Here is a 19,941-nt window from a genome sequence, read left to right on the forward strand (position 1 = left end):
TTGCGCTAAAGCCGCGTGACGATGCGTTCGCCGTAGAAGCGGTCCACATCGGCCGCGTGGCACAGTTCGGTGGCGGGCGTCATCACCGCGGCCGAGGCTGCGGCCGCGCCCAGGGCCAGGGCTTCCTCGACCGGCCAGTCGCGCGCCATCGCCAGCACGAAGCCCGCGACGAAGCTGTCGCCCGCGCCGACCGCGCTGACCACCTTGACCCGCGCCGCCGCCGCGTGCCAGGCGCCGTCCGGCCCGGCGATGACCGATCCGTCCGCCCCGCGCGCGACGATCACCGACCGCGCCGCGCCGTCCTTGACCAGACCCGCCGCAAAGGCCGCGCTGTCGCTGCGCGAAGGCAGGGGGCGGCCCGCCAGATCCTCGGCCTCGTGGCTGTCCATGCGCAGCACGTCCACGGGCGTCGAGGAACCCGCCAGCACCCGCAGCGCCTCGCCCGAGGTATCAACCAGCAGCCTTGCACCGCTGTTCTTCAGCCGCACGGTCAGCATCTGCTCGAATCCCGCCGGAACGCCGGGCGGGTTCGACCCCGACACGACGACCCAGCCGCCCGCCGGCGCGCCTTCGGCGATGGCCTGCGTCATGTCGGCCACATGCGCCTTGTGCCATTCGGGGCCGGGCAGGACAAAGCGGTACTGCCCGCCAGTCGCGCGGTCGGTGACGGCCAGCGACTGGCGCGTCTCGCCAGGCGCGGTCAGGCGCACGACCGACAGTCCGTCGGCCTTCAGCATGTCGCCGATGCGGGTGCCGGTGGCGCCGCCAAGGGCGACCATCGCGGTGGATTGCCCGCCCATGTGCTTGATCGCGCGGCTGACATTGATGCCGCCGCCGCCAGGATCGGCCACCGGCTTGTCGCAGCGCAGCTTCAGTTCCGGGCGCACTTCGTCGGCTGCGGTGGACAGGTCAAGCGCGGGGTTCAGCGTGACCGTCAGGATCGGCGCCTGCGACTTCATTCCCACCACCTGTCGATGCTGGCGATGTCGTCGTCGGACCAGCCGAAGTGATGGGCCATCTCGTGCGTGACGACATGGGCCACCAGTTCGCCCAAGGTCACGTTCCCGCGCGACGCCCATTCGTCCAGCAGCGGGCGGCGGTACAGCCAGATGATGTCGGGCTGCCCCGGCTGGTCGGACACCGACTTTTCCGTCAGCGGAATGCCGTCATAGATGCCCGTCAGCTCGAACGGGTCGTCGATCTGCAATTCATCCAGCACGTCCTCGGGGGCGAACTCGGCCACGTGGATGGTGATGCCCTGGGCATGGGTGGCGAATTCGGGGGGCAGGGCGGCCAATGCGTCGCGCGCCATCGCCTCGATCCGGGCCGCGTCCGGCGCGGTCAGGTCCTTCCAGTCGGTCATCCGCTTCTCCTGCATACCGGCCCTGATATGGACAAGAATCGCCGCGTGTGAAAGAGCAAGGCCAACAGGAGAGTTGTGCCATGACCACCACCCGCTTCGCCCCTTCGCCCACGGGCCACATCCATGTCGGCAACCTGCGCACGGCGCTGTTCAACTATCTGATCGCGAAAAAGGCCGGGGGCACCTTCATCCTGCGGCTGGACGATACCGACCAGGAACGCTCCAAGGAAGAATATGCCGACGGCATCAAGCGCGACCTGGAATGGCTGGGCCTGCACTGGGACCGCGTCGAACGCCAGTCGCTGCGCCTTGATCGCTATGCCGAGGCGGCGGACCAGTTGCGCGCCGGGGACCGCCTTTACGAGGTCTTCGAGACGCCCACGGAACTGGACCTGAAGCGCAAGAAGCAGCTGAACATGGGCAAGCCGCCGGTCTACGACCGCGCCGGGCTGGCCTTGTCGGATGCCGACCGCGACCGCCTGCGGGCCGAGGGGCGCGAGGGCTACTGGCGCTTCAAGCTGGACCAGGAACGCATCGAGTGGACCGACGGCATCCTGGGCGACATCTCGATCGACGCGGCCAGCGTGTCGGATCCGGTGCTGATCCGGGCGGACGGGCAGGTGCTTTACACCTTTGCATCCTCGGTCGATGACACCGACATGGCGGTCACGCATATCGTGCGTGGCGCGGATCATGTGACCAACACCGCGACCCAGATCCAGATCATCCGCGCCCTGGGTGGCACGCCGCCGTCCTTTGCCCATCACAGCCTGCTGACCGGCGCGCAGGGCGAGGAACTGTCCAAGCGCATCGGCGCCCTGTCGATCCGCGACCTGCGCGAAGCGGGGGTCGCCCCCGAGGCGCTGCTGTCGATGATGGCGCGGCTGGGATCCAGCCAGCCGGTCGAATTGAAGATGACGCTGGACGACCTGGCCGAAGGGTTCGATCTGTCGCAGTTCGGCGCCTCGCCCACCAAGTTCGATGCCGAGGATCTGTGGCCGCTGACGCGCGAACGCAACCAGGCGCTGCCTTTTGCCCAGGTGGCCGACCGGATCGCGGCCCTTGGCGTGCCCGAGGGTCTGGCCGAACGCTTCTGGCATGTCGCCTCGCAGAACATCACGAAGCTGGACGATCTGGCCGACTGGTGGACGATCTTCAGCCAAGGGGCCGAGCCGCAGATCGATCCCGAGGATGCGGACTTCATCGCCCAGGCCATGCCGCTGCTGCCGCCCCCGCCCTATACGGACGCGACCTGGGGCGAATGGACTGCCGCCGTGAAGGACGCGACGGGTCGCAAGGGCAAGGGCCTGTTCATGCCGCTGCGCAAGGCCGTGACGGGCCAGGCGCACGGCCCGGACATGGCCCAGGTCATGCCGCTGCTGCAGGTGGTCAAGGCCCGCGGCTGACAGTTCCGCAGCCAGCGATGCGACGCCGCCCCCGCCGGGCGGCGTTTTCATTTTGTTGTCGAAAACCGCTTGACGCCCCCCGCGCCACCCCGTAAATCGCCCCCACCCGTGGCGGAGTAGCTCAGTTGGTTAGAGCAGCGGAATCATAATCCGCGTGTCGGGGGTTCAAGTCCCTCCTCCGCTACCATTTCCTTCCAAAGATGCAGATATATGGCAGCGCCCTCGGGCGCTTTTTGTTTTTCGTATCAATCACTTTCGCGATAGGGTCGCATTTTTGCAACAGAAGTTGCAGTCACTGCAATCTTGGGCTGGAAACCCTTCGCACTGGCCATATCTAGGGGCCTCGAGACCAAGAAGCTCGAGACGAATAAGGAGACTACCATGAAACTCGTTGCCCTTTCGGTTGCCGCATCGCTGGCCGCTTCGGCTGCTTTCGCCGGTGGCTATGTTGCCCCGGTCGTTGACACCGCGCCCGTCGTGGCGCCCGTCGTGCCGGTCGAGGCTGGAACCGACTGGTCCGGCTTCTATGCCGGTCTGCAGTATGGCCAGGGCAATGCCGAACTGTCCGACAGCGATGTCGACAGCGACTACGATGCCTACGGCCTGCACGCCGGTTACCTGTTCGACTTCGGCAAGGTGATTGCCGGTGCCGAACTGGACTACAACAAGGTCGACGTGGATCTGGATGACGGCGACGCCGACCTGTGGCGCCTGCGCGGCCGCGTCGGTTACGACATGGGCCGGTTCCAGCCCTACGCCACCCTGGGCGCTGCGCGCGTGTCCACCAACGCCGCCGCCGGCGACTTCTCGGAAACCGGGATCACCTACGGCCTGGGCGCTGAATATCTGGTCACCGAGAAGTTCTCGGTCGGCGCCGAATACAGCCGCAGCGATTTCTCGGACGTCATCGCCGATGGCATCGACCTGGACACTGACCTGGTGCAGGTCCGCGCGTCCTACCGCTTCTAAGACGCCTGATCCTGCCTTCCGAAACGCGGTCCCGAAAGGGGCCGCGTTTTTCGTTTCTCAGTCGTCGACGACGCTGAGGATGCGCGGCAGGGCGGGGCAGGGCAGCAACTGGTTCTTCGCCACATCGGCCAGCGAATGGTTGTGCAGGAAGACATAGACATGCGCCGACAGGCTTTCCCACAGCCGGTTCGACAGGGTCTGCGCCCGCGATCCCGACACCCCGCCCGACGCGCCCGCGCCGATATGCATGGCGCTGACGGTCTCGTCCACGGCTTCCAGGATCTCGGCGATGCGGATCGTCTCGGGCGCGCGGGCCAGGCGGTAGCCGCCGCCCGGTCCGCGGACGGACGCCACCAGCCCCGCGCGGCGCAGCCGGACGAAAAGCTGCTCCAGATAGGGCAGCGAGATGTCCTGGCGGCCCGAAATCTCGGCCAGCGAGGTCAGGTCGTCGCCCTTGGCCGTGGCCAGGTCGACAAGCGCGATGATCGCATAGCGCCCCTTCGTGGACAGTTTCATCTGCTGGCTCCCCTCTTGCAGCCGGGTCGGATTGACGACGCGCGCACTGGCGCGCTATGCCGCCATTGCGCGTTTCTTGCGCATTCCCGACCGGCATCCCAGATAGCGGTCTAAGAGCGCCACGCAGATGCGTCAAGAAACCACCGTCATGTCGAAGGAAGACGATGCCAGAGCTGATTTTCCCCGGTCCCGAAGGGCGGCTTGAGGGCCGCTATCATCCCCAGCCGGGCAAGCCCGACGCCCCCCTTGCCATCGTCCTGCATCCGCACCCGCAATATGGCGGGACGATGAACAACCGCGTCGTCTATAACCTGCATTACGCCTTCCACAAGCTGGGCTTCACCGTGATGCGGTTCAACTTCCGCGGCGTGGGGCGCAGCCAGGGCGAATTCGACCAGGGCATCGGCGAGCTGTCGGACGCCGCCTCGGCGCTGGATTACCTGCAGGCGATGAACCCCAACAGCAAGCATTGCTGGGTCGCGGGCTTCAGCTTCGGCGCCTGGATCGGGATGCAGCTTCTGATGCGCCGCCCGGAAATCACCGGCTTCATCAGCGTGGCCCCGCCCGCCAACATGTATGACTTCAGCTTCCTGGCGCCTTGCCCGTCCTCGGGGCTGATCGTGAACGGCACCGCCGACCGCGTCGCGCCGCCCAAGGACACGCACACCCTTGTCAGCAAGCTGCGCGAACAGAAGGGCATCACGATCACGCATGAGGAAATCGAAGGCGCGGATCACTTCTTCCGCGACGACGAGCAGCACATGAAGCCGATGATCGACCTTGTGCAGACCTATGTCCGCCGCCGCTTGACCGAAACCAGCCGCTAGGCCATGCGGGACAGGATCGCCCGCCATTTCGATTTCCTGGTCGGAGCCGACCGGCTGAAGTCGGTGGATCGGGCGAATGTGCTGATGGACCTGTCGCGGCCCGAGAACAGCGCCGAACACAGTTGGCATGTCGCCTTGCAGGCCATGGTGTTCGGCGCATCAGACCGCGCGATCGCGATGCTGCTGCTGCATGATCTGGTGGAAATCGACACGGGCGACCAGCCCATCCACCTGGCCCATGACGCCGCCGCCCTGGCCCTGGCCGAGGCGGGGGCGGCCGAACGCATCTTCGGCCTGTCGCCCGACAGGGACGCGCTGATCGCCCTTTGGCGCGAATTCGAGGCGGGCCGGACGCCCGATGCCGTCATGGCCAAGCGGATGGACCACAGCCAGCCGCTGTTCCAGGTGCTTCTGGCGCCGGAGCCCTTGGCCGATCACGTGGCCATCGTCCGCGACAATCTGCACGGCGGACGTGCCGCGCGCCTTGCCGCCGAATGGCCCGAGGCCCTGGCCTGGGCCGAGGCTGCCATGGCAGGTTTGCCGCCCGCTGGGAATGACCTGACCCGGCGCCTGGCCTTTCTGGCCGAGGCCGACCGCCTGAAGACCGTCCTTCGCGCGAACCTTCTGGTCGATGGCTCGCGACGCGAAAACAGCGCCGAGCATAGCTGGCACCTGGCCCTCTACGCCCTGGTCTTCGCCGGTCTCGCCGGGCCGGGTGTCGATGCGGGGCGGGTGATCCGGATGCTTCTGCTGCATGACCTGGTCGAGGTCGACGTGGGCGACGTGCCGTTGCATTCGGCAGCGGGCCAGGCGCATGGATCGGCCGAAATCCAGGCGGCCGAGGCCCGGGCCGCACGCCGCATCTTCGGCCTGCTGCCGGAAGACCAGGCGCGGGACTTTCTGTCGCTGTGGCAGGAATTCGAAGCCGCCGCGACCCCCGACGCCATCTTCGCCAAGTCGCTGGACCGGTGCCAGCCGGTCATGCAGAACCTGCGTTCGGGGGGCATCGGCTGGGTCGATTACGGCGTGACCTTTGCCGACATCGAATCGCGCGTGGGCGGCAAGATCGCCCAGGGCGCGCCCGCCCTGTGGCAATGGCTGCGCCCCCGGGTGCAAGAGTTTCTGTCCTGATCAGCCAGCCAGCGGCTTTCGGTTGGCCGCATGGCGAGAAGCCAGTTGCCGCGCCTTCTTCCCTGCCACGAAAGGCCGTGCGCCCGGAAAATCCGCGACGCCGTCCCGCAATTCCGGGAACAGCGTGAAGATCTCGTTCGCGGCCTCGCCCAAGGCCAGCAGGGCCTGCGGACCCGGATACAGTGATTCGGATTGGGCGCCGTTCGAGGTCAGGATCTCGTGCGCGCCGAACATCAGGTGGACATAGGTGACGCCGGCGGTATCGGGCAGGATGTCGATGCCCTCGACCTCGGTCAGGTGCTTGGCGGCAACCAGCAATTCCTGCGCGCCAAACATCCGCGTGGCAATGGCCGAGCGCACAAGGATCCGGTGCTGCTGGGACACCAGAAGATCCTGCCGGGGCAGGTCCGGCCCAAGCGCGCCACGGGCGATGCGGACTGGGGCAAGCGCGGGATTTGCCCCGATCTCGGCAGCCGGGACATGGCGGCATCCTGTCCAGCGGACGGGTTGAAGCCCGTTGTCCCGCGTCTGGACCAGATCGCCGACACGAATATCCTCGACCCGGCGCTCGCCCTCGGCGGTATCGATCAGCGTGCCGATGGTGAAGCAGTTGATCGGAAGATCGAAGATCGTCGGCCGGAACGAGATCGTCGCGACATAGGTGTTGCGGTCCATCGGAGCCGCCGACATGATCTTGACCCCGCGCAGAGCATCGATCCCGTCCCATTGGGGCAGGGCATCCTTTGACGGGCGAAAGAACATGTCGCCGTTCTTCATCTGGATCAGCACGCCGTCCTGCTTCGACGTTCCGCCGTCCGGAAAGGTCAACTGGTAGCGGACCGACAGGAAGCCGGTGATCGTGGTGGTGACGGCCTTGCCCGACGACGGGGCTTCGTAGGTCATGCGGGAATCGGTGACATCCCGGCCCATGCTGTCGTCGTTATAGGTTGTCGCGAAAGCCTCGACCCGCTTTCCGTCGACGGTGATCGTGCGGGTATCGCCCTTCAGCGTGACCGCCTTGATCTGCGCGGTCCCAACGGCGCCGTATCCGGCGAGACGGTCAGCCTCGATCTCGGTCGACGGCGTGCCGTTGGTTGCATTGACCTGCGCATGATTGCCCAGCCACATCCAAGTGACTAACGCCATGAAAACACCCGATACTCGTAACTACTACCGGTTCCGGATATCATCCCCAGGTTGAAAAATCATCCGGGTTTTCTATCGGATCTTTCTAAAAATTGCGGCAGATCATCCCCCTGTAATGATTCTGCAACAGTGAGCTTATGCCCCCGGCACGATTGCATACCGCTGCATACATTCTTTCCTTTCCGGCGTTTCCCGGCTATAGCGGCAGCCGAATCCAACGCCAAAGGGAATGCCCATGTCGAAGATCAAGGTAGCCAACCCCGTCGTCGAGCTTGACGGCGACGAGATGACCCGGATCATCTGGGACTTCATCAAGCAGAAGCTGATCCTGCCCTATCTGGACGTGGATCTGAAATACTACGACCTGGGCATCGAGGAACGCGACCGCACCGAAGACCAGGTCACCATTGACGCCGCCAACGCCATCAAGCAGTACGGCGTGGGCGTGAAATGCGCGACCATCACCCCCGACGAACAGCGCGTCGAGGAGTTCGGCCTCAAGAAGATGTGGAAATCGCCCAACGGTACGATCCGCAACATCCTGGGCGGCGTGATCTTCCGTGAACCGATCATCTGCCAGAACGTCCCGCGCCTGGTGCCGCACTGGACCAAGCCCGTAATCGTCGGCCGCCACGCCTTCGGCGACCAGTACAAGGCCACCGATTTCCGCTTCCCGGGCAAGGGCAAGCTGACCATCAAGTTCGTGGGCGAGGACGGCGAGACGATCGAGCACGAGGTCTTCCAGGCCCCGTCCTCCGGCGTGGCGATGGCCATGTACAACTTGGACGATTCGATCCGCGATTTCGCCCGTGCCTCGATGAACTATGGATTGCAGCGCGGCTTCCCGGTTTACCTGTCCACCAAGAACACCATCCTGAAAGCCTATGACGGCCGCTTCAAGGACATCTTCCAGGAAGTGTTCGACGCCGAGTTCGCAGACCAGTTCAAGAAGGCTGGCATCACCTATGAGCATCGCCTGATCGACGACATGGTGGCATCGAACCTGAAATGGTCGGGCGGCTATGTCTGGGCCTGCAAGAACTATGACGGCGACGTGCAGTCCGACACCGTGGCGCAGGGCTTTGGCTCGCTGGGGCTGATGACCAGCGTGCTGATGACGCCCGATGGAAAGACTGTCGAGGCAGAGGCGGCCCATGGCACCGTGACGCGCCATTACCGCGAACACCAGAAGGGCAACCAGACCTCGACCAACTCGATTGCGTCGATCTTTGCCTGGACGGGTGGTCTGAAGCACCGCGCGAAACTCGACGACAACGCGGCGCTGCTGAACTTTGCCCAGACGCTGGAAAAGGTCACCGTGCAGGCGGTCGAGGATGGCCACATGACCAAGGACCTGGCGCTGCTGGTCGGGCCGGACCAGAAATGGCTGACCACCATGGGCTACCTGGAAAAGGTGGACGAATACCTGAACAAGGCGCTGAACTAAGGCGTCGCCACAGGAACGGGGCCGGGCATTCGCCCGGCCCTTCTTGCCTCCGCCGAGGATATTCTGACACGGAAGAGGGCGGCTGCCCGTCTTCTGTACGCAAAAATCCCGGGGGGATCGCGCGGCACGCGCGATGGGGGCGGCGCCCCCTTTCTTCGAGACCCAAGCTGGGCTATGGGACGCGTGATCCCAGCAGGAGCAGCCCCATGAAAGCCGCCGTCATCACCTTTCCCGGATCGAATTGCGACCGCGACCTGGCCGTGGCCCTTCAGAATGCGGGGGCGCAGGTGACGCGGGTCTGGCACAAGGACCAGGATCTGCCGGAAGGCACCGACCTGGTCGGCGTTCCCGGCGGCTTTTCCTTTGGCGACTACCTGCGCTGCGGCGCGATTGCCGCGCATTCGCCCATCGCGGCGGCACTGCGGCGTCATGCGGAACGGGGCGGCTATCTTCTGGGGATCTGCAACGGCTTCCAGGTGCTGACCGAACTGGGCCTGCTGCCCGGCGCGCTGATGCGCAACAGCGCGCTGACCTTCATTTGCAAGCCCGCCACGCTGAATGTCCTGACCACCGACAGCGCCTTCACCGCAGGCTACCGCAAGGGCCAGCAGATCGGCATCCCGGTCGCCCATCATGACGGCAACTACCAGATCACCCCCGACGGGCTGGCGCGGCTGCAGGATGGGGACCGCATCGCCTTTACCTATGGCCCTGCGATCAACGGCTCGGTCGGGGACATCGCCGGCATCCTGTCGGAAAACCGTCGCGTTTTGGGCATGATGCCCCATCCAGAACGGGCGGCCGATCCGGCCTTGGGCGGCACCGACGGGGCGGCGCTGTTCTGCTCGGTCGTGGACGGGGTTGTCAACGCCTGACTTGAGCATGGCGGCTTCTGCGCCTAGAGTGCGGCAGTTGTGCAACAGGACCGGGCTTCACAGGTGATCGAGGACAAGGACAGCGTCAGCGCGTCAGAGCGTGTGCGGCCGCGGCTGTCCCAACCCGGCAACCCGTGGTGGCTGCGCATTGCCGTGGCGCTGATCTTCATGCTGGCGATCGTCTCGATCTGGACGACCAATGCCTGGCTGACGACGCGGTTTTCGGAAAACACCCGCGTCCGGTCCGAACTGCGGCTGGCGCTGTACACCGGGAACCTCCTGTCGGAGTTGCAGCGGACCGCGGTGGTGCCCCTGCTGCTGGCGCGCGACCCGGCCTTGATCGGGTCGCTGAACAGCAACGACTTCTCGACCACCTCGGCCCGGCTGATCGCCGCGCAAAAGGAAATCGGCGCGGCGTCGATCCGGCTTCTGGATGCGTCGGGGCGCACCGTGGGGTCCACCGACCGCTATCAGTTGGGCACGAACAACGTCCTGTCGCCCTTCTATGTCGAGGCGCTGCGGTCGCGCGATACCGTCTTCACCGTCGCCAACCAGGGCGGCGGGGCCTATGAGTTCACCTATTCCCGCGCGGTTGTGGCTGATGGCAAGACGCTGGGGGTGATCGTGGTGGGGGCCGACCTCAGCCGGCTGGAACGATCCTGGGCGGGGATATCGGACGCGGTGGCCGTCACCGACAGCGAAGGCAACATCATCCTTGCGACCGAGCCGCGATGGCGCGGCCTGACCATGCCCGAGGCCCTGGCGGTGCGCGACGCCCCCTCGGCCATCCAGCGGGCCTTCCAGGTCACCGCCGACTGGACCGCGCTGCCGATCGACGCCTATGTCCAGGGCCGCGCCGTCATGCAGGCCGAGGCGCGGATCCCCTTCCGCGGCTGGCGGATGATCAGCTTCACCACCTATGCCTCGGTCCGGGAACAGGTGAACGCGGTCCTCGCGCTTGAGATCATGGGCTTCGCGATCCTGCTGGCGGGGACGTTCTACGTGCTGTCGCGCCGGGCGCGCAGCCAGTCGGTCGCCTATATGCGCGAATCTGCGGATCTGCGGGCGCTGAACATGCGCCTGACGCGCGAGATCGCGGAGCGGGAGCGGATGCAGAAGGAACTGCGGGTCGCGGAACAGACCGTGCAGCAGTCATCCAAGCTGGCGGCCCTGGGCGAGATGTCGGCGGGCGTCAGCCACGAGCTGAACCAGCCCCTGGCCGCGATGAAGACCTATCTGGCGGGCGCGCGCCTGCTGCTGCAACGCGGCCGGTCCGAGGAAGCCTTGTCCAGCTTCCAGCGGATCGACGACCTGATCGAACGCATGGGCGCGATCACCCGGCAACTGAAATCCTATGCCCGCAAGGGCGGCGAGGCGGTCGAGCCCGTTGACCTGCGCGCCGCCGTCAGCAGCGCCCTGACCATGATGGAGCCGCAGTTGCGGGGCCGCACGATCCGCGTGACCCGCAACCTGCCGCGCCGCCCGGTGACGGTCATGGCCGACCGGATACGGCTGGAACAGGTCATCATCAACCTGCTGCGCAACGCCGTCGATGCGGTGCGCGACAAGCGCGACGCCCGGATCGAGATCACCGTGGAAACCGGCGCCCATGCCTATGTGCTGGTGCGCGACAACGGTCCCGGCATCCTGGATCTGGAAAAGCTGTTCGAGCCGTTCTGGACCACGAAGAAACCAGGCGAGGGGACGGGCTTGGGTCTTGCCATCTCGTCCAGCATCGTCGCCGATTTCGGCGGCCGCCTGACCGCCCATAACGAAGATGAAGGCGCCGTGTTCGCGGTGGAACTGCCCTTGCAGAAGCCAAGGCAGGATCCGCAAGCCCTGGCCGCCGAATGACTGTTCGAGAGAGGAAGTCCCTATGTCCCGCAAATTGAAGATTGCGATTGTCGACGACGAACCCGACATGCGGGAATCGATCAGCCAGTGGTTGGTCCTGTCCGGGTTTGAAACTGAAACCTATCCCAGTGCAGAAGACGCGCTGAAGGTCATCGGGGCCGACTGGCCCGGGATCGTGGTATCCGACATCCGGATGCCCGGCATGGATGGCATCGCCTTCCTGAAGCGCCTGATGGGCCTGGATTCGGGCCTGCCGGTGATCCTGATCACCGGTCATGGCGACGTGCCCATGGCCGTCGAGGCAATGCGGATCGGGGCGATGGACTTCATGGAGAAGCCCTTCAACCCCGACAAGATGACGACGCTGGCCAAGAAGGCCACGCAGATGCGGCGCATGACGCTGGACAACCGCGCCCTGCGCCGCGACCTGTCGGAAGGCCAGCAGGTGATGTCCAAGCTGATCGGCACCAGCCCGGTGATGGAGCGCCTGCGCGAGGATATCCTGGATCTGGGCCAGGCGGACGGCCACGTGCTGATCGACGGCGAGACCGGCACCGGCAAGACGCTGGTGGCCCATGCGCTGCACGCCGTGGGGCCCCGTGCCGCGCGCAAGTTCGTGCCGGTGTCCTGTGCCGCCTACAGTGACGAGGCGCTGTCGGCCCGCCTGTTCGGCCCGGTCGAGGACGGCATCCCCGCCGTCGAGGAAGCACGCGGCGGCACCCTGTGCCTCGAAGATATCGAGGCGCTGTCGGAACCGCTGCAAGCGCGGCTTCTGGCCTTCATCAGCGACGGGGGCACGCCCGCGGAAACCCGCATCATCGCCATCTCCAATGCCCGCGGCGAAGGCCGCAAGGCCGAGGATTCGCTGCGTCCCGACCTGTTCTATCGCTTGTCCGCGCTGAAGATCACCCTGCCGCCGCTGCGCGCGCGGGGCGAGGATATCCTGTCGCTGTTCACCCGCATGACCGAACAGTTCTCCGAAGAATACGGCTGCGAGCCGCCGCAGGTCAGCGCACAGGAAGCAGCCCAGTTGTTGCAGGCGCCCTGGCCCGGCAACATCCGCCAACTGATCAACGTGGCCGAACGCGCAGTGCTGCAGAACCGGCGGGGATCGGGATCCATCGCGTCGCTTCTGATGGCGGACGGGGAAGACAATCAGCAGGCCACCACGACCGAGGGCAAGCCGCTCAAGGAATATGTCGAAAGCTTCGAAAAGATGCTGATCGACAACACCATGCGCCGCCACAAGGGCAGCATCAGCGGGGTGATGGAAGAATTGTGCCTGCCGCGCCGCACCCTGAACGAGAAGATGGCCAAGTATGGCCTGCAGCGGGGCGATTATCTGTGAATGTCACAGGGGGCGGATTTCTCCGCCCCCCAATGTATCGTGCCGGGCTTTTACAAAGAACATTACCAAATACACAGCCCAATCGACCGATCGACAGGATGACCGGTCAGGTCAGCAAGCCTCTACCTCAAACACACGTGCAATCTTCCATGGGTTCCGTCACCGGTCCCCCAGCAGATGCGCCGCCACACACAAAATCGGACTTGCCGTCCCGCTCTGTCAAAGCCGCCCTTCGGATGGAAGGACGGGTGGAAAGGTCAGGTTCGACGGATCGGCGATGCAGGATATCGGGATATTCCTTCAGATATTCCAACATCACGACCACGACCCGGCCAAGAGGCCGATCCTTTCCTGCGCAGTCCAATATCCTGACTGCCTGCTCAACTTACTTTCGCGTCACTTGACCCTCAACCTGTCCATTTGGGCAATTCATGCAGACAATCATGCAATGTCATGAAATCGTTACGGGAAACGGCCCGGCCAAGGCTATTCCTGGTTAATTTCAGCCCTTTGGCATGGGGGCAGGCGGCTTTGTCCGGCCAGAGGCGGGGCTCGGCCCTTGCGTGGCCGGGCCGGGGGCGCTAACCCGCTGGCGTCAGCACAGGGGCCCTTCATGAGCGACAGTTCCGCCAAGCCACGTCACCCGCGCACGCAGGCCGTCCATCACGGCATCCGCCGCAGCCAGTATGGCGAGATGGCCGAGGCGATCTTCCTGACCCAGGGTTTCGTATATGACAGCGCCGAACAGGCCGAGGCACGCTTCAAGGGCACAGGCCCGGACGAATTCATCTATGCCCGCTATGGCAACCCCACCAGCCGGATGTTCGAGGATCGCATCGCCGCCTTGGAGGGGACCGAGGACGCATTCGCCACGGCCAGCGGCATGGCGGCGGTCAATGGGGCGCTGTTTTCCATGTGCAAGCCCGGCGATCATGTCGTGGCAGCCCGTGCCTTGTTCGGATCCTGCCTTTACGTGCTGGATCTGCTGGCCTGCTTCGGGGTCGAGGTGACCTATGTCGACGGCACCGATCTGGACCAGTGGCGCGCGGCCCTGCGCCCCGGCACCAGGGCCGCCTTCTTCGAGACCATGTCGAACCCGACACTGGAGGTGATCGATATCGAGGCCGTGGCTCGCCTGGCGCATGAGGTCGGCGCCTTGGTCGTGGCCGACAACGTCTTCGCCACCCCGGTCTTTTCCCGTGCGGCGGAACTGGGGGCCGACGTGGTCGTCTATTCCGCGACCAAGCATATCGACGGGGGCGGCCGCGCGCTTGCCGGCGTGATCTGCGGCACCCGCCAGTTCGTCCGCGAGGTGGCCGAGCCTTACCTAAAGCATACCGGCGGCGCGATCAGTCCCTTCCACAGTTGGATCATGCTGAACGGGCTGACCACGATGGACCTGCGCGTGCGCGCCCAGGCCGACACCGCCTTGACCGTGGGACAGGCGCTGCAGGGCCATCCGGCCCTGTCGCGCGTGATCTATCCGGGGCTGGCCGATCATCCCCAGCATGACCTGGCGATGCGTCAGATGGGATCGGGTGGCACCATGATCGCTTTCGAAGTAGCGGGCGGCAAGGAGGCGGCCTTTGCCTGCCTGAACCGGCTGGGAATCATCAGCATCTCGAACAACCTCGGCGATGCGAAGTCGATCGTGACGCATCCGGCGACGACCACCCACCAGCGCCTGTCCGAGGATGACCGCGCCTATCTAGGCATCACGCCGGGCCTGCTGCGCCTGTCCATCGGGCTGGAACATTCCGCCGACCTGATCGACGACCTGCACCAGGCCCTGAACGGCTGACCGGGGCTGGGCCGCCCCGGCGGCCCGACATGCCGGAATATCGCTTTGGATTCCGGCCCTGACCCCCCATATTGTGCCGCGATCCGGCCACAAGGATGCCAGCATGACCGAAGCCCGCCCAATGATTCCCGCCTATCCGGCCCTTGTGCGCAGCTATGACGCGGGGTTCCGGGTGGATGACTCGTACAAGGCAGGGCTGCCCGACCTGCAGAACGGCCCTGCCAGCCTGATCGTCGGCGCGCGCGCGCCGATCCAGCATGTCGGCATTTCCAATTTCCGGCTGCCGATCCGCTACCAGACGCGCGACGGCGGCGAACTGACGCTGGAGACCAGCGTGACGGGCACGGTCAGCCTGGAAGCCGACCGCAAGGGCATCAACATGTCCCGGATCATGCGGTCCTTTTACGCCCATTCCGAACATGCCTTCAGCCTCAAGGTGCTGGAGGCCGCGCTTGATGATTATCAGGCCGACTTGGATGCCTATGATGCCCGCATCCAGATGAAGTTCTCCTATCCGATCCGGGTGGACTCGCTGCGGTCGGGGCTGTCCGGCTGGCAGTATTACGATATCGCGATGGAGATCCTGGACTTCCACGGCCAGCGGCTGCGGATCATGCATTTCGACTATGTCTATTCCTCGACCTGCCCCTGTTCGCTGGAACTGTCGGAACACGCGCGCGAGACCCGGTCGCGGCTGGCGACGCCCCATTCGCAGCGGTCCATCGCCCGGATCTCGGCAGTAATGGTCGGGCCGGAGAAAATCTGGTTCGAGGACATGGTGGAACTCTGCCGCCGCGCCGTCCCCACGGAAACGCAGGTGATGGTCAAGCGCGAGGATGAACAGGCCTTCGCCGAACTCAACGCCTCGAACCCGATCTTTGTCGAGGATGCGGTGCGCGCCTTTGCCCAGCAATTGCAGGCCGATCCGCGCTTTGGCGATTTCCGGGTGGTTGCCAGCCACCAGGAATCGCTGCATTCGCATGACGCGGTCAGCCTGATGACCAGCGGGCCGACCTTTGCCCAGGCATCGTTGGACCCGATGACCTTCGCGGGCCTGCGGGCCTAATAGGCCGCAGACCCGGTGCCTTCGGGCAGGGCGCCATAGGGCAGCCAGATCGTCTTGGCCTGCGTGGCATGGCGCAGGAAGACCTCGCCTTGCGCCTGCGGGCCGGTCCACTCGCGATGCGCTGGCGCCCAGACGGGCTTGAGATTGCCGCCCGCAGCCTTTTCCACCGCCGCCAGATCGCCGCCCACCATCCACATCGCCGCGACCTCGTCATGCGCGGCCAGCACGCGGGCCAGATCGTCGCGCGGGCCGGTCACGATGTTGACCACGCCCCCCGGCAGGTCGGACGTGTCGAAGACCTGATACAGGTCCAGCACCGGCAGCGGATCGTCCTGCGCGGCGATGGCGACGACGCGGTTGCCCATGGCGATGGCGGGCATGACCAGCGACATGAACGCGGCCAGCGGCTGGGCATTGGGGCAGGCGATGCCCATCACGCCAAAGGGTTCGTTGACCACGTTCAGCAGGTGGCCCGGCTTGGCCTGCACATTCGCGCCGTCGAACTTGTCGGCCCAGGCGGCATAATGGAAGGCGCGGGCGATGGCGGCCTCGACCTCGGCCCGGCTGGTGCGGGCGGCGAATTCATCCGCGCGGGCCGACAGGTTCTCGGCGATGTAGTACAGGACCTGCGCGCGGGCATGGCTGCCCATGGCCGCCCATTTCCCGGCCTTGGCGGCAGCCTCGACCGCGTTGCGGATGTCCTTGCGGCCGCCCAGCGGCGCAAGGCCGCCCGGCACGGCATAGCTTGCCCCGCCATCGGGCCGCTTCTGCGCGCCGCCGATGTAGAGCTTGGCCGTTCGGTCCAGATCGGCCGGCTGGCCGCTGCCGCTGCCGGTGGTGGCGGCGACAGGCGCTGCGGCGGCTGGTTCGTCCACCGCGTCGACCGGCGCGTCCGCCAGATAGTCCAGCATCCCCATGCGCCCGCCTTCGCGGCCAAAGCCGCTTTCGCGATAGCCGCCAAAGGGCGCAGCCGCGTCGAACAGGTTGGCGCAGTTGATCCAGACGACGCCCGCCTTCACCCTGGCGGCAATATCCGTCGCCACCGCCGCGCTTTCCGACCAGATCGAGGCCGCAAGCCCGTAGCGCGTGTTATTCGCCAACTCGACCGCCTCATCCGCCGTGCGGAAGGTGGACAGCGTGGCGATGGGGCCGAAGATTTCCTGCTCGAACCCCGGATTGGCGGGGGTGATGTTGCGCAGATAGCCCGGCGCGATGAAGCAGCCCTCCTGCGCCGCGCCACCAACCAGTTCTGCGCCTGCATCGGTCGCCGCGCGGCAAATCGAAAGGATGCGGTCCTTTTGCACCGGATCCACGATGGCGCCCACATCGGTGGACTTGTCCAGCGGCGGCCCGACCCGCAGGCGGGACATACGGGCGGCCAGCAGGGTTTCGAACCGTTCCGCCACGGCCTCGGCCACCAGGATGCGCGACCCGGCGCAGCAGACTTGGCCGCCATTGAACCAGATGGAATCCACTACGCCATCGACCGCCCCGTCCAGGTCGGCGTCGGGCATCACCACAAAGGGCGACTTGCCGCCCAGTTCCAGCGTCAGGCGCGTGGCCCTTCCCGCCAACTGGTTTGCAATCGCGCGTCCCACCTCGGTGGATCCGGTGAAGGCGATCTTGTCCACATCCGCCGCGACAAGCGCCGCGCCTGTTTCTCCGTCCCCGGTGACGATGTTGACAACGCCAGCGGGCAGGCCGATTTCCTGGCAGATCTCGGCGAATGCCAGCGCGGTCAGCGGCGTGTATTCGGCCGGCTTCAGCACGACCGTATTGCCCGCCGCAAGCGCGGGTGCGATCTTCCAGGCCAGCATCAGCAGCGGAAAGTTCCAGGGGATGATCTGGCCGCAGACGCCAATCGGCTGATGCCCCGGAAAGGCGCTGTCGCGCAGTTCCGCCCAACCGGCATGGTGATAGAAGTGCCGTGCGACCAGCGGCACGTCGATGTCGCGCGATTCCCGGATCGGCTTGCCGTTGTCCAGCGTCTCGAGCACCGACAGGAAGCGCTCGCGTTTCTGGATATGCCGGGCCAGCGCATAAAGATATCGCGCCCGCTGCGTGCCCGTCAGCGCCGCCCAGCCGGGCTGCGCCTGCCGCGCCGCCGCCACCGCCGCCGCCACGTCATCAATTGTCCCCTGCGACACCTGCGCCAGAACCTCGCCAGTCGCCGGGTCGCGGCTGTCGAACAACTGGCCCGGTTTGGTGAAGCTGCCGCCGATGAAATGGCCGAATGCGCAGCGCCGCGCCAGCCAGTCGCGCACGGCGGCGCTGTCCTCGACCGAGGGGCCGTATTCCATCGTTTTCATCAATTCGCTCACGCTGGTCATGCGGTCCTCAGGCAATCGCTTGGCGGTAACCGGCGGCATAGCGGCCCGTCACATGGTGGCTGATCTGGCGTTCGATATCGCCCAGAAGGCTGGATGCGCCGATGCGGAAAAGGTCGGGGCGCAGCCAGTCGCGGTCCAGTTCCTCGGCCATCAGCACTTGCCAGTTCAGCGCATCCTTGGCGGTGCGCAGTCCGCCCGCCGGCTTGAAGCCCACGACATGGCCGGTCTGGTCGCGATAATCGCGGATCGCGCGGCACATCACCAGGCTGACGGGCAGGGTGGCGTTCACCCCTTCCTTGCCCGTCGAGGTCTTGATCCAGTCCGCCCCCGCCTGCATCGCCACATGGCTGGCGCGGGCGACATTCTCCAGCGACTTGAGATCTCCGGTGGCCAGGATCGCCTTCATCCTGGCTTCGCCGCAGGCCTCGCGCATGGCGCGCAGTTCGTCATACAGCGCCGACCACTCGCCGCGCAGGACATGGGCGCGGGTGATGACGATGTCGATCTCGTCCGCGCCATGTTCGACCGCATAAAGGATTTCCGCCAGCCGCAGGTTCAGCGGCATCAGGCCCGCCGGAAAGCCGGTGGCGACGCTGGCGACCGGGATGCCGGAATTGCCAAGGGCGCGCTTGGCGGGCGCAACCATGGTGGGATAAACGCAAACTGCGCCCGTGGTCAGGCCGGTGACGCCCATCGCGTCAAGCAGTTCGGACGCGATGGGCTGTCGCGCCTTGGCGCAAAGCCGCGCCACGCGGTCGGGCGTGTCGTCGCCCGCCAGCGTCGTCAGGTCGATGCAGCGCACGGCGTTCAGCAGCCAGGCCGCCTGGTGATCCTTCTTCAGGCTGCGCCGGGCGGGCAGGCTGGCCGCGCGGCGTTCGACGGCCGGGGTGTTGATGCGGATGTCGGCGAAGCCGTCGGTGCGCAGCGCGGTGCCGGGGTTGCGGGTCATGGCTTCCTCCGCCAGCCGGACAGGCCGCGTTCCTGGAACTGCGCCCACATCCGCCAGAACAGCGCCAGCAGTGCCAGCAGCACGATGCAGACGATGCTTGCCGCCCAGTTTCGCGGGCGTTCGTCCGGCCCGGCCAGCGTGTCGATGCTGACCGCGTTGGGATAGGTGGACAGGAACGCCATCCGCCAGCCATAGGCGGTCACGCTGACCCATTGCGGATTGTCGCGGCCCGATTGCAGGTTTGTCGCCTCGGCCTGCAGGTTGGCGCTGTCGTATTTGAAATAGGGCGGCCAGATCCAGCCGGTATCCTCGTTCCGATACACGAAGACCTTGCCGTTGGGGCGCACCGTTTCGATGAAGCGCACGTCACGCTGTCCCTGGGCATTCTCGACCGTGCCGGTATTGTCCGAGGCATAGAAGATCGCGTTCGACGGCGTAACCGAGGTCAGGCGGTTATAGGTATTGGTGATGCGCACCGTGTTCTTGGACGGCAGCGCATAGTCCAGGAACAGGAACACCGCGATGCCGAACAGCACGCCGACCGCGACCTTGAGGTAATGCATGGAAAGCGGTCCTTACTGCCAGTTGACCCAATAGATGATGCCCATGACCGCCAGATTGGGCAGAACGAAGACCAGAAGCAACAGCCGCGATTTCAGCGTCTTGTCGAACCCGATCATGGACCTTCGAACGAACTCTCGCCGGGCGGGGGTGTTCCCCGGCAGGGAGGGATGGCGCTGGTCCCATGTCTCTTCCAGCCGCTCGCGGCGCAGCGACCGCAGATAGACCCGCAGAAGCAGATAGAACAGCGCCTCGGCGATCAGCAGGAACAGGATCAGGCGGATAAAGGCGGCCAAGGAACGGTCCCGAATGGTTCGGCCCGCAGGCTAGCACCGCGCCGGGCAGGGGACCA

General features: G+C 65.6%; 18 protein-coding genes and 1 tRNA gene. 11 read left to right on the forward strand and 8 right to left on the reverse strand.

Features of this window, described 5'->3' with window-relative positions; all coding sequences use genetic code 11:
* Positions 1 to 5: 5 nt before the first annotated feature.
* Both FIU66_RS02830 and FIU66_RS02835 read right to left on the reverse strand, forming a co-directional pair.
* The gene (locus tag FIU66_RS02830) at positions 6 to 959 is read right to left on the reverse strand and encodes a 1-phosphofructokinase family hexose kinase (protein WP_167621298.1); all 954 of its coding nucleotides are present in this window, start codon (positions 957 to 959) and stop codon (positions 6 to 8) included.
* On the reverse strand, positions 956 to 1,363 hold the full coding sequence (locus FIU66_RS02835; protein ID WP_167621299.1) for a metallopeptidase family protein: 408 nt from the start codon (positions 1,361 to 1,363) through the stop codon (positions 956 to 958). Before FIU66_RS02835 ends, FIU66_RS02830 begins: the two co-directional genes overlap by 4 nt.
* Positions 1,364 to 1,443: 80 nt before the next feature.
* Between FIU66_RS02835 and gltX the strand changes: the two genes are divergently transcribed.
* The 3 genes from gltX to FIU66_RS02850 all read left to right on the forward strand — a co-directional run bounded on the left by gltX (position 1,444) and on the right by FIU66_RS02850 (position 3,738).
* The gene (gltX, locus tag FIU66_RS02840; RefSeq protein ID WP_167621300.1) at positions 1,444 to 2,769 is read left to right on the forward strand and encodes a glutamate--tRNA ligase; all 1,326 of its coding nucleotides are present in this window, start codon (positions 1,444 to 1,446) and stop codon (positions 2,767 to 2,769) included.
* A gap of 110 nt (positions 2,770 to 2,879) precedes the next feature.
* Positions 2,880 to 2,956 (forward strand) — tRNA-Met (locus FIU66_RS02845).
* A 194-nt stretch (positions 2,957 to 3,150) separates the two neighbouring features.
* Complete coding sequence (locus FIU66_RS02850; protein WP_167621301.1) at positions 3,151 to 3,738, forward strand: outer membrane protein; 588 nt, start codon at positions 3,151 to 3,153, stop codon at positions 3,736 to 3,738.
* A 57-nt stretch (positions 3,739 to 3,795) separates the two neighbouring features.
* Here the strand turns inward: FIU66_RS02850 and FIU66_RS02855 are convergent, their stop codons facing one another.
* The gene (locus FIU66_RS02855) at positions 3,796 to 4,254 is read right to left on the reverse strand and encodes an Rrf2 family transcriptional regulator (protein ID WP_167621302.1); all 459 of its coding nucleotides are present in this window, start codon (positions 4,252 to 4,254) and stop codon (positions 3,796 to 3,798) included.
* A gap of 164 nt (positions 4,255 to 4,418) precedes the next feature.
* Here FIU66_RS02855 and FIU66_RS02860 point away from each other — a divergent pair, with 164 nt between their 5' ends.
* Positions 4,419 to 5,081 carry an alpha/beta hydrolase gene (locus FIU66_RS02860; RefSeq protein WP_167621303.1) on the forward strand — a complete coding sequence of 221 codons (663 nt, stop codon included), beginning with the start codon at positions 4,419 to 4,421 and terminating at the stop codon, positions 5,079 to 5,081.
* 3 nt (positions 5,082 to 5,084) lie between these two features.
* Positions 5,085 to 6,212 carry an HD domain-containing protein gene (locus FIU66_RS02865; RefSeq protein WP_167621304.1) on the forward strand — a complete coding sequence of 376 codons (1,128 nt, stop codon included), beginning with the start codon at positions 5,085 to 5,087 and terminating at the stop codon, positions 6,210 to 6,212.
* Here FIU66_RS02865 and FIU66_RS02870 read toward each other — a convergent pair whose 3' ends face one another.
* Complete coding sequence (locus FIU66_RS02870) at positions 6,213 to 7,358, reverse strand: Hint domain-containing protein (RefSeq protein WP_167621305.1); 1,146 nt, start codon at positions 7,356 to 7,358, stop codon at positions 6,213 to 6,215.
* A gap of 235 nt (positions 7,359 to 7,593) precedes the next feature.
* On the opposite strand from FIU66_RS02870, the gene FIU66_RS02875 reads away from it, so the two are divergent.
* The 6 genes from FIU66_RS02875 to folE2 all read left to right on the forward strand — a co-directional run bounded on the left by FIU66_RS02875 (position 7,594) and on the right by folE2 (position 15,749).
* Positions 7,594 to 8,805 carry an NADP-dependent isocitrate dehydrogenase gene (locus FIU66_RS02875; protein WP_167621306.1) on the forward strand — a complete coding sequence of 404 codons (1,212 nt, stop codon included), beginning with the start codon at positions 7,594 to 7,596 and terminating at the stop codon, positions 8,803 to 8,805.
* Between the two features lie 206 nt (positions 8,806 to 9,011).
* On the forward strand, positions 9,012 to 9,680 hold the full coding sequence (gene purQ, locus FIU66_RS02880) for a phosphoribosylformylglycinamidine synthase subunit PurQ (RefSeq protein WP_167621307.1): 669 nt from the start codon (positions 9,012 to 9,014) through the stop codon (positions 9,678 to 9,680).
* 168 nt (positions 9,681 to 9,848) lie between these two features.
* A complete protein-coding gene (locus tag FIU66_RS02885) occupies positions 9,849 to 11,534 on the forward strand; it encodes an ATP-binding protein (protein ID WP_167623366.1) in 1,686 nt (561 codons plus the stop codon).
* 22 nt (positions 11,535 to 11,556) lie between these two features.
* Positions 11,557 to 12,882: a sigma-54 dependent transcriptional regulator gene (locus FIU66_RS02890; protein ID WP_167621308.1), complete on the forward strand. Its 1,326-nt coding sequence runs from the start codon at positions 11,557 to 11,559 to the stop codon at positions 12,880 to 12,882.
* A 613-nt stretch (positions 12,883 to 13,495) separates the two neighbouring features.
* On the forward strand, positions 13,496 to 14,683 hold the full coding sequence (gene metZ, locus FIU66_RS02895; RefSeq protein ID WP_167621309.1) for an O-succinylhomoserine sulfhydrylase: 1,188 nt from the start codon (positions 13,496 to 13,498) through the stop codon (positions 14,681 to 14,683).
* A 37-nt stretch (positions 14,684 to 14,720) separates the two neighbouring features.
* A complete protein-coding gene (gene folE2, locus FIU66_RS02900; protein WP_201281112.1) occupies positions 14,721 to 15,749 on the forward strand; it encodes a GTP cyclohydrolase FolE2 in 1,029 nt (342 codons plus the stop codon).
* On the opposite strand, the gene FIU66_RS02905 is transcribed toward folE2, so the two are convergent.
* The 4 genes from FIU66_RS02905 to FIU66_RS02920 are packed head-to-tail and all read right to left on the reverse strand — an operon-like array spanning position 15,746 to position 19,885.
* Positions 15,746 to 18,079, reverse strand: a complete 2,334-nt coding sequence (locus tag FIU66_RS02905; protein WP_167621311.1) for an aldehyde dehydrogenase family protein — start codon at positions 18,077 to 18,079, stop codon at positions 15,746 to 15,748. The two genes, folE2 and FIU66_RS02905, sit on opposite strands and share 4 nt — an antisense overlap.
* 7 nt (positions 18,080 to 18,086) lie before the next feature.
* Positions 18,087 to 19,028 (reverse strand): deoxyribose-phosphate aldolase, encoded by a 942-nt coding sequence (gene deoC / locus FIU66_RS02910; protein WP_167621312.1) that lies wholly within the window; start codon positions 19,026 to 19,028, stop codon positions 18,087 to 18,089.
* Entirely contained in the window at positions 19,025 to 19,591 is a 567-nt protein-coding gene (locus tag FIU66_RS02915; RefSeq protein ID WP_167621313.1) for a DUF1523 family protein, read from the reverse strand. Before FIU66_RS02915 ends, deoC begins: the two co-directional genes overlap by 4 nt.
* Before the next feature lie 12 nt (positions 19,592 to 19,603).
* On the reverse strand, positions 19,604 to 19,885 hold the full coding sequence (locus FIU66_RS02920; protein ID WP_167621314.1) for a hypothetical protein: 282 nt from the start codon (positions 19,883 to 19,885) through the stop codon (positions 19,604 to 19,606).
* Positions 19,886 to 19,941 lie beyond the last annotated feature (56 nt).

Source organism: Paracoccus sp. AK26 (genome assembly GCF_011801365.1).
GTDB lineage: Bacteria > Pseudomonadota > Alphaproteobacteria > Rhodobacterales > Rhodobacteraceae > Paracoccus > Paracoccus aerius.

Excerpts from the sequence above, each read along its gene's own strand:
- FIU66_RS02835 (WP_167621299.1), bottom strand. The coding sequence starts at position 1,363 with ATGACCGACTGGAAGGACCTGACCGCGCCGGACGCGGCCCGGATCGAG.
- FIU66_RS02875 (WP_167621306.1), top strand. The coding sequence starts at position 7,594 with ATGTCGAAGATCAAGGTAGCCAACCCCGTCGTCGAGCTTGACGGCGAC.
- FIU66_RS02830 (WP_167621298.1), bottom strand. The coding sequence starts at position 959 with ATGAAGTCGCAGGCGCCGATCCTGACGGTCACGCTGAACCCCGCGCTT.
- FIU66_RS02860 (WP_167621303.1), top strand. The coding sequence starts at position 4,419 with ATGCCAGAGCTGATTTTCCCCGGTCCCGAAGGGCGGCTTGAGGGCCGC.
- purQ (WP_167621307.1), top strand. The coding sequence starts at position 9,012 with ATGAAAGCCGCCGTCATCACCTTTCCCGGATCGAATTGCGACCGCGAC.
- FIU66_RS02890 (WP_167621308.1), top strand. The coding sequence starts at position 11,557 with ATGTCCCGCAAATTGAAGATTGCGATTGTCGACGACGAACCCGACATG.
- FIU66_RS02850 (WP_167621301.1), top strand. The coding sequence starts at position 3,151 with ATGAAACTCGTTGCCCTTTCGGTTGCCGCATCGCTGGCCGCTTCGGCT.
- FIU66_RS02870 (WP_167621305.1), bottom strand. The coding sequence starts at position 7,358 with ATGGCGTTAGTCACTTGGATGTGGCTGGGCAATCATGCGCAGGTCAAT.
- FIU66_RS02885 (WP_167623366.1), top strand. The coding sequence starts at position 9,849 with ATGCTGGCGATCGTCTCGATCTGGACGACCAATGCCTGGCTGACGACG.
- deoC (WP_167621312.1), bottom strand. The coding sequence starts at position 19,028 with ATGACCCGCAACCCCGGCACCGCGCTGCGCACCGACGGCTTCGCCGAC.
- FIU66_RS02905 (WP_167621311.1), bottom strand. The coding sequence starts at position 18,079 with ATGACCAGCGTGAGCGAATTGATGAAAACGATGGAATACGGCCCCTCG.
- gltX (WP_167621300.1), top strand. The coding sequence starts at position 1,444 with ATGACCACCACCCGCTTCGCCCCTTCGCCCACGGGCCACATCCATGTC.
- FIU66_RS02915 (WP_167621313.1), bottom strand. The coding sequence starts at position 19,591 with ATGCATTACCTCAAGGTCGCGGTCGGCGTGCTGTTCGGCATCGCGGTG.
- FIU66_RS02855 (WP_167621302.1), bottom strand. The coding sequence starts at position 4,254 with ATGAAACTGTCCACGAAGGGGCGCTATGCGATCATCGCGCTTGTCGAC.
- FIU66_RS02865 (WP_167621304.1), top strand. The coding sequence starts at position 5,085 with ATGCGGGACAGGATCGCCCGCCATTTCGATTTCCTGGTCGGAGCCGAC.
- metZ (WP_167621309.1), top strand. The coding sequence starts at position 13,496 with ATGAGCGACAGTTCCGCCAAGCCACGTCACCCGCGCACGCAGGCCGTC.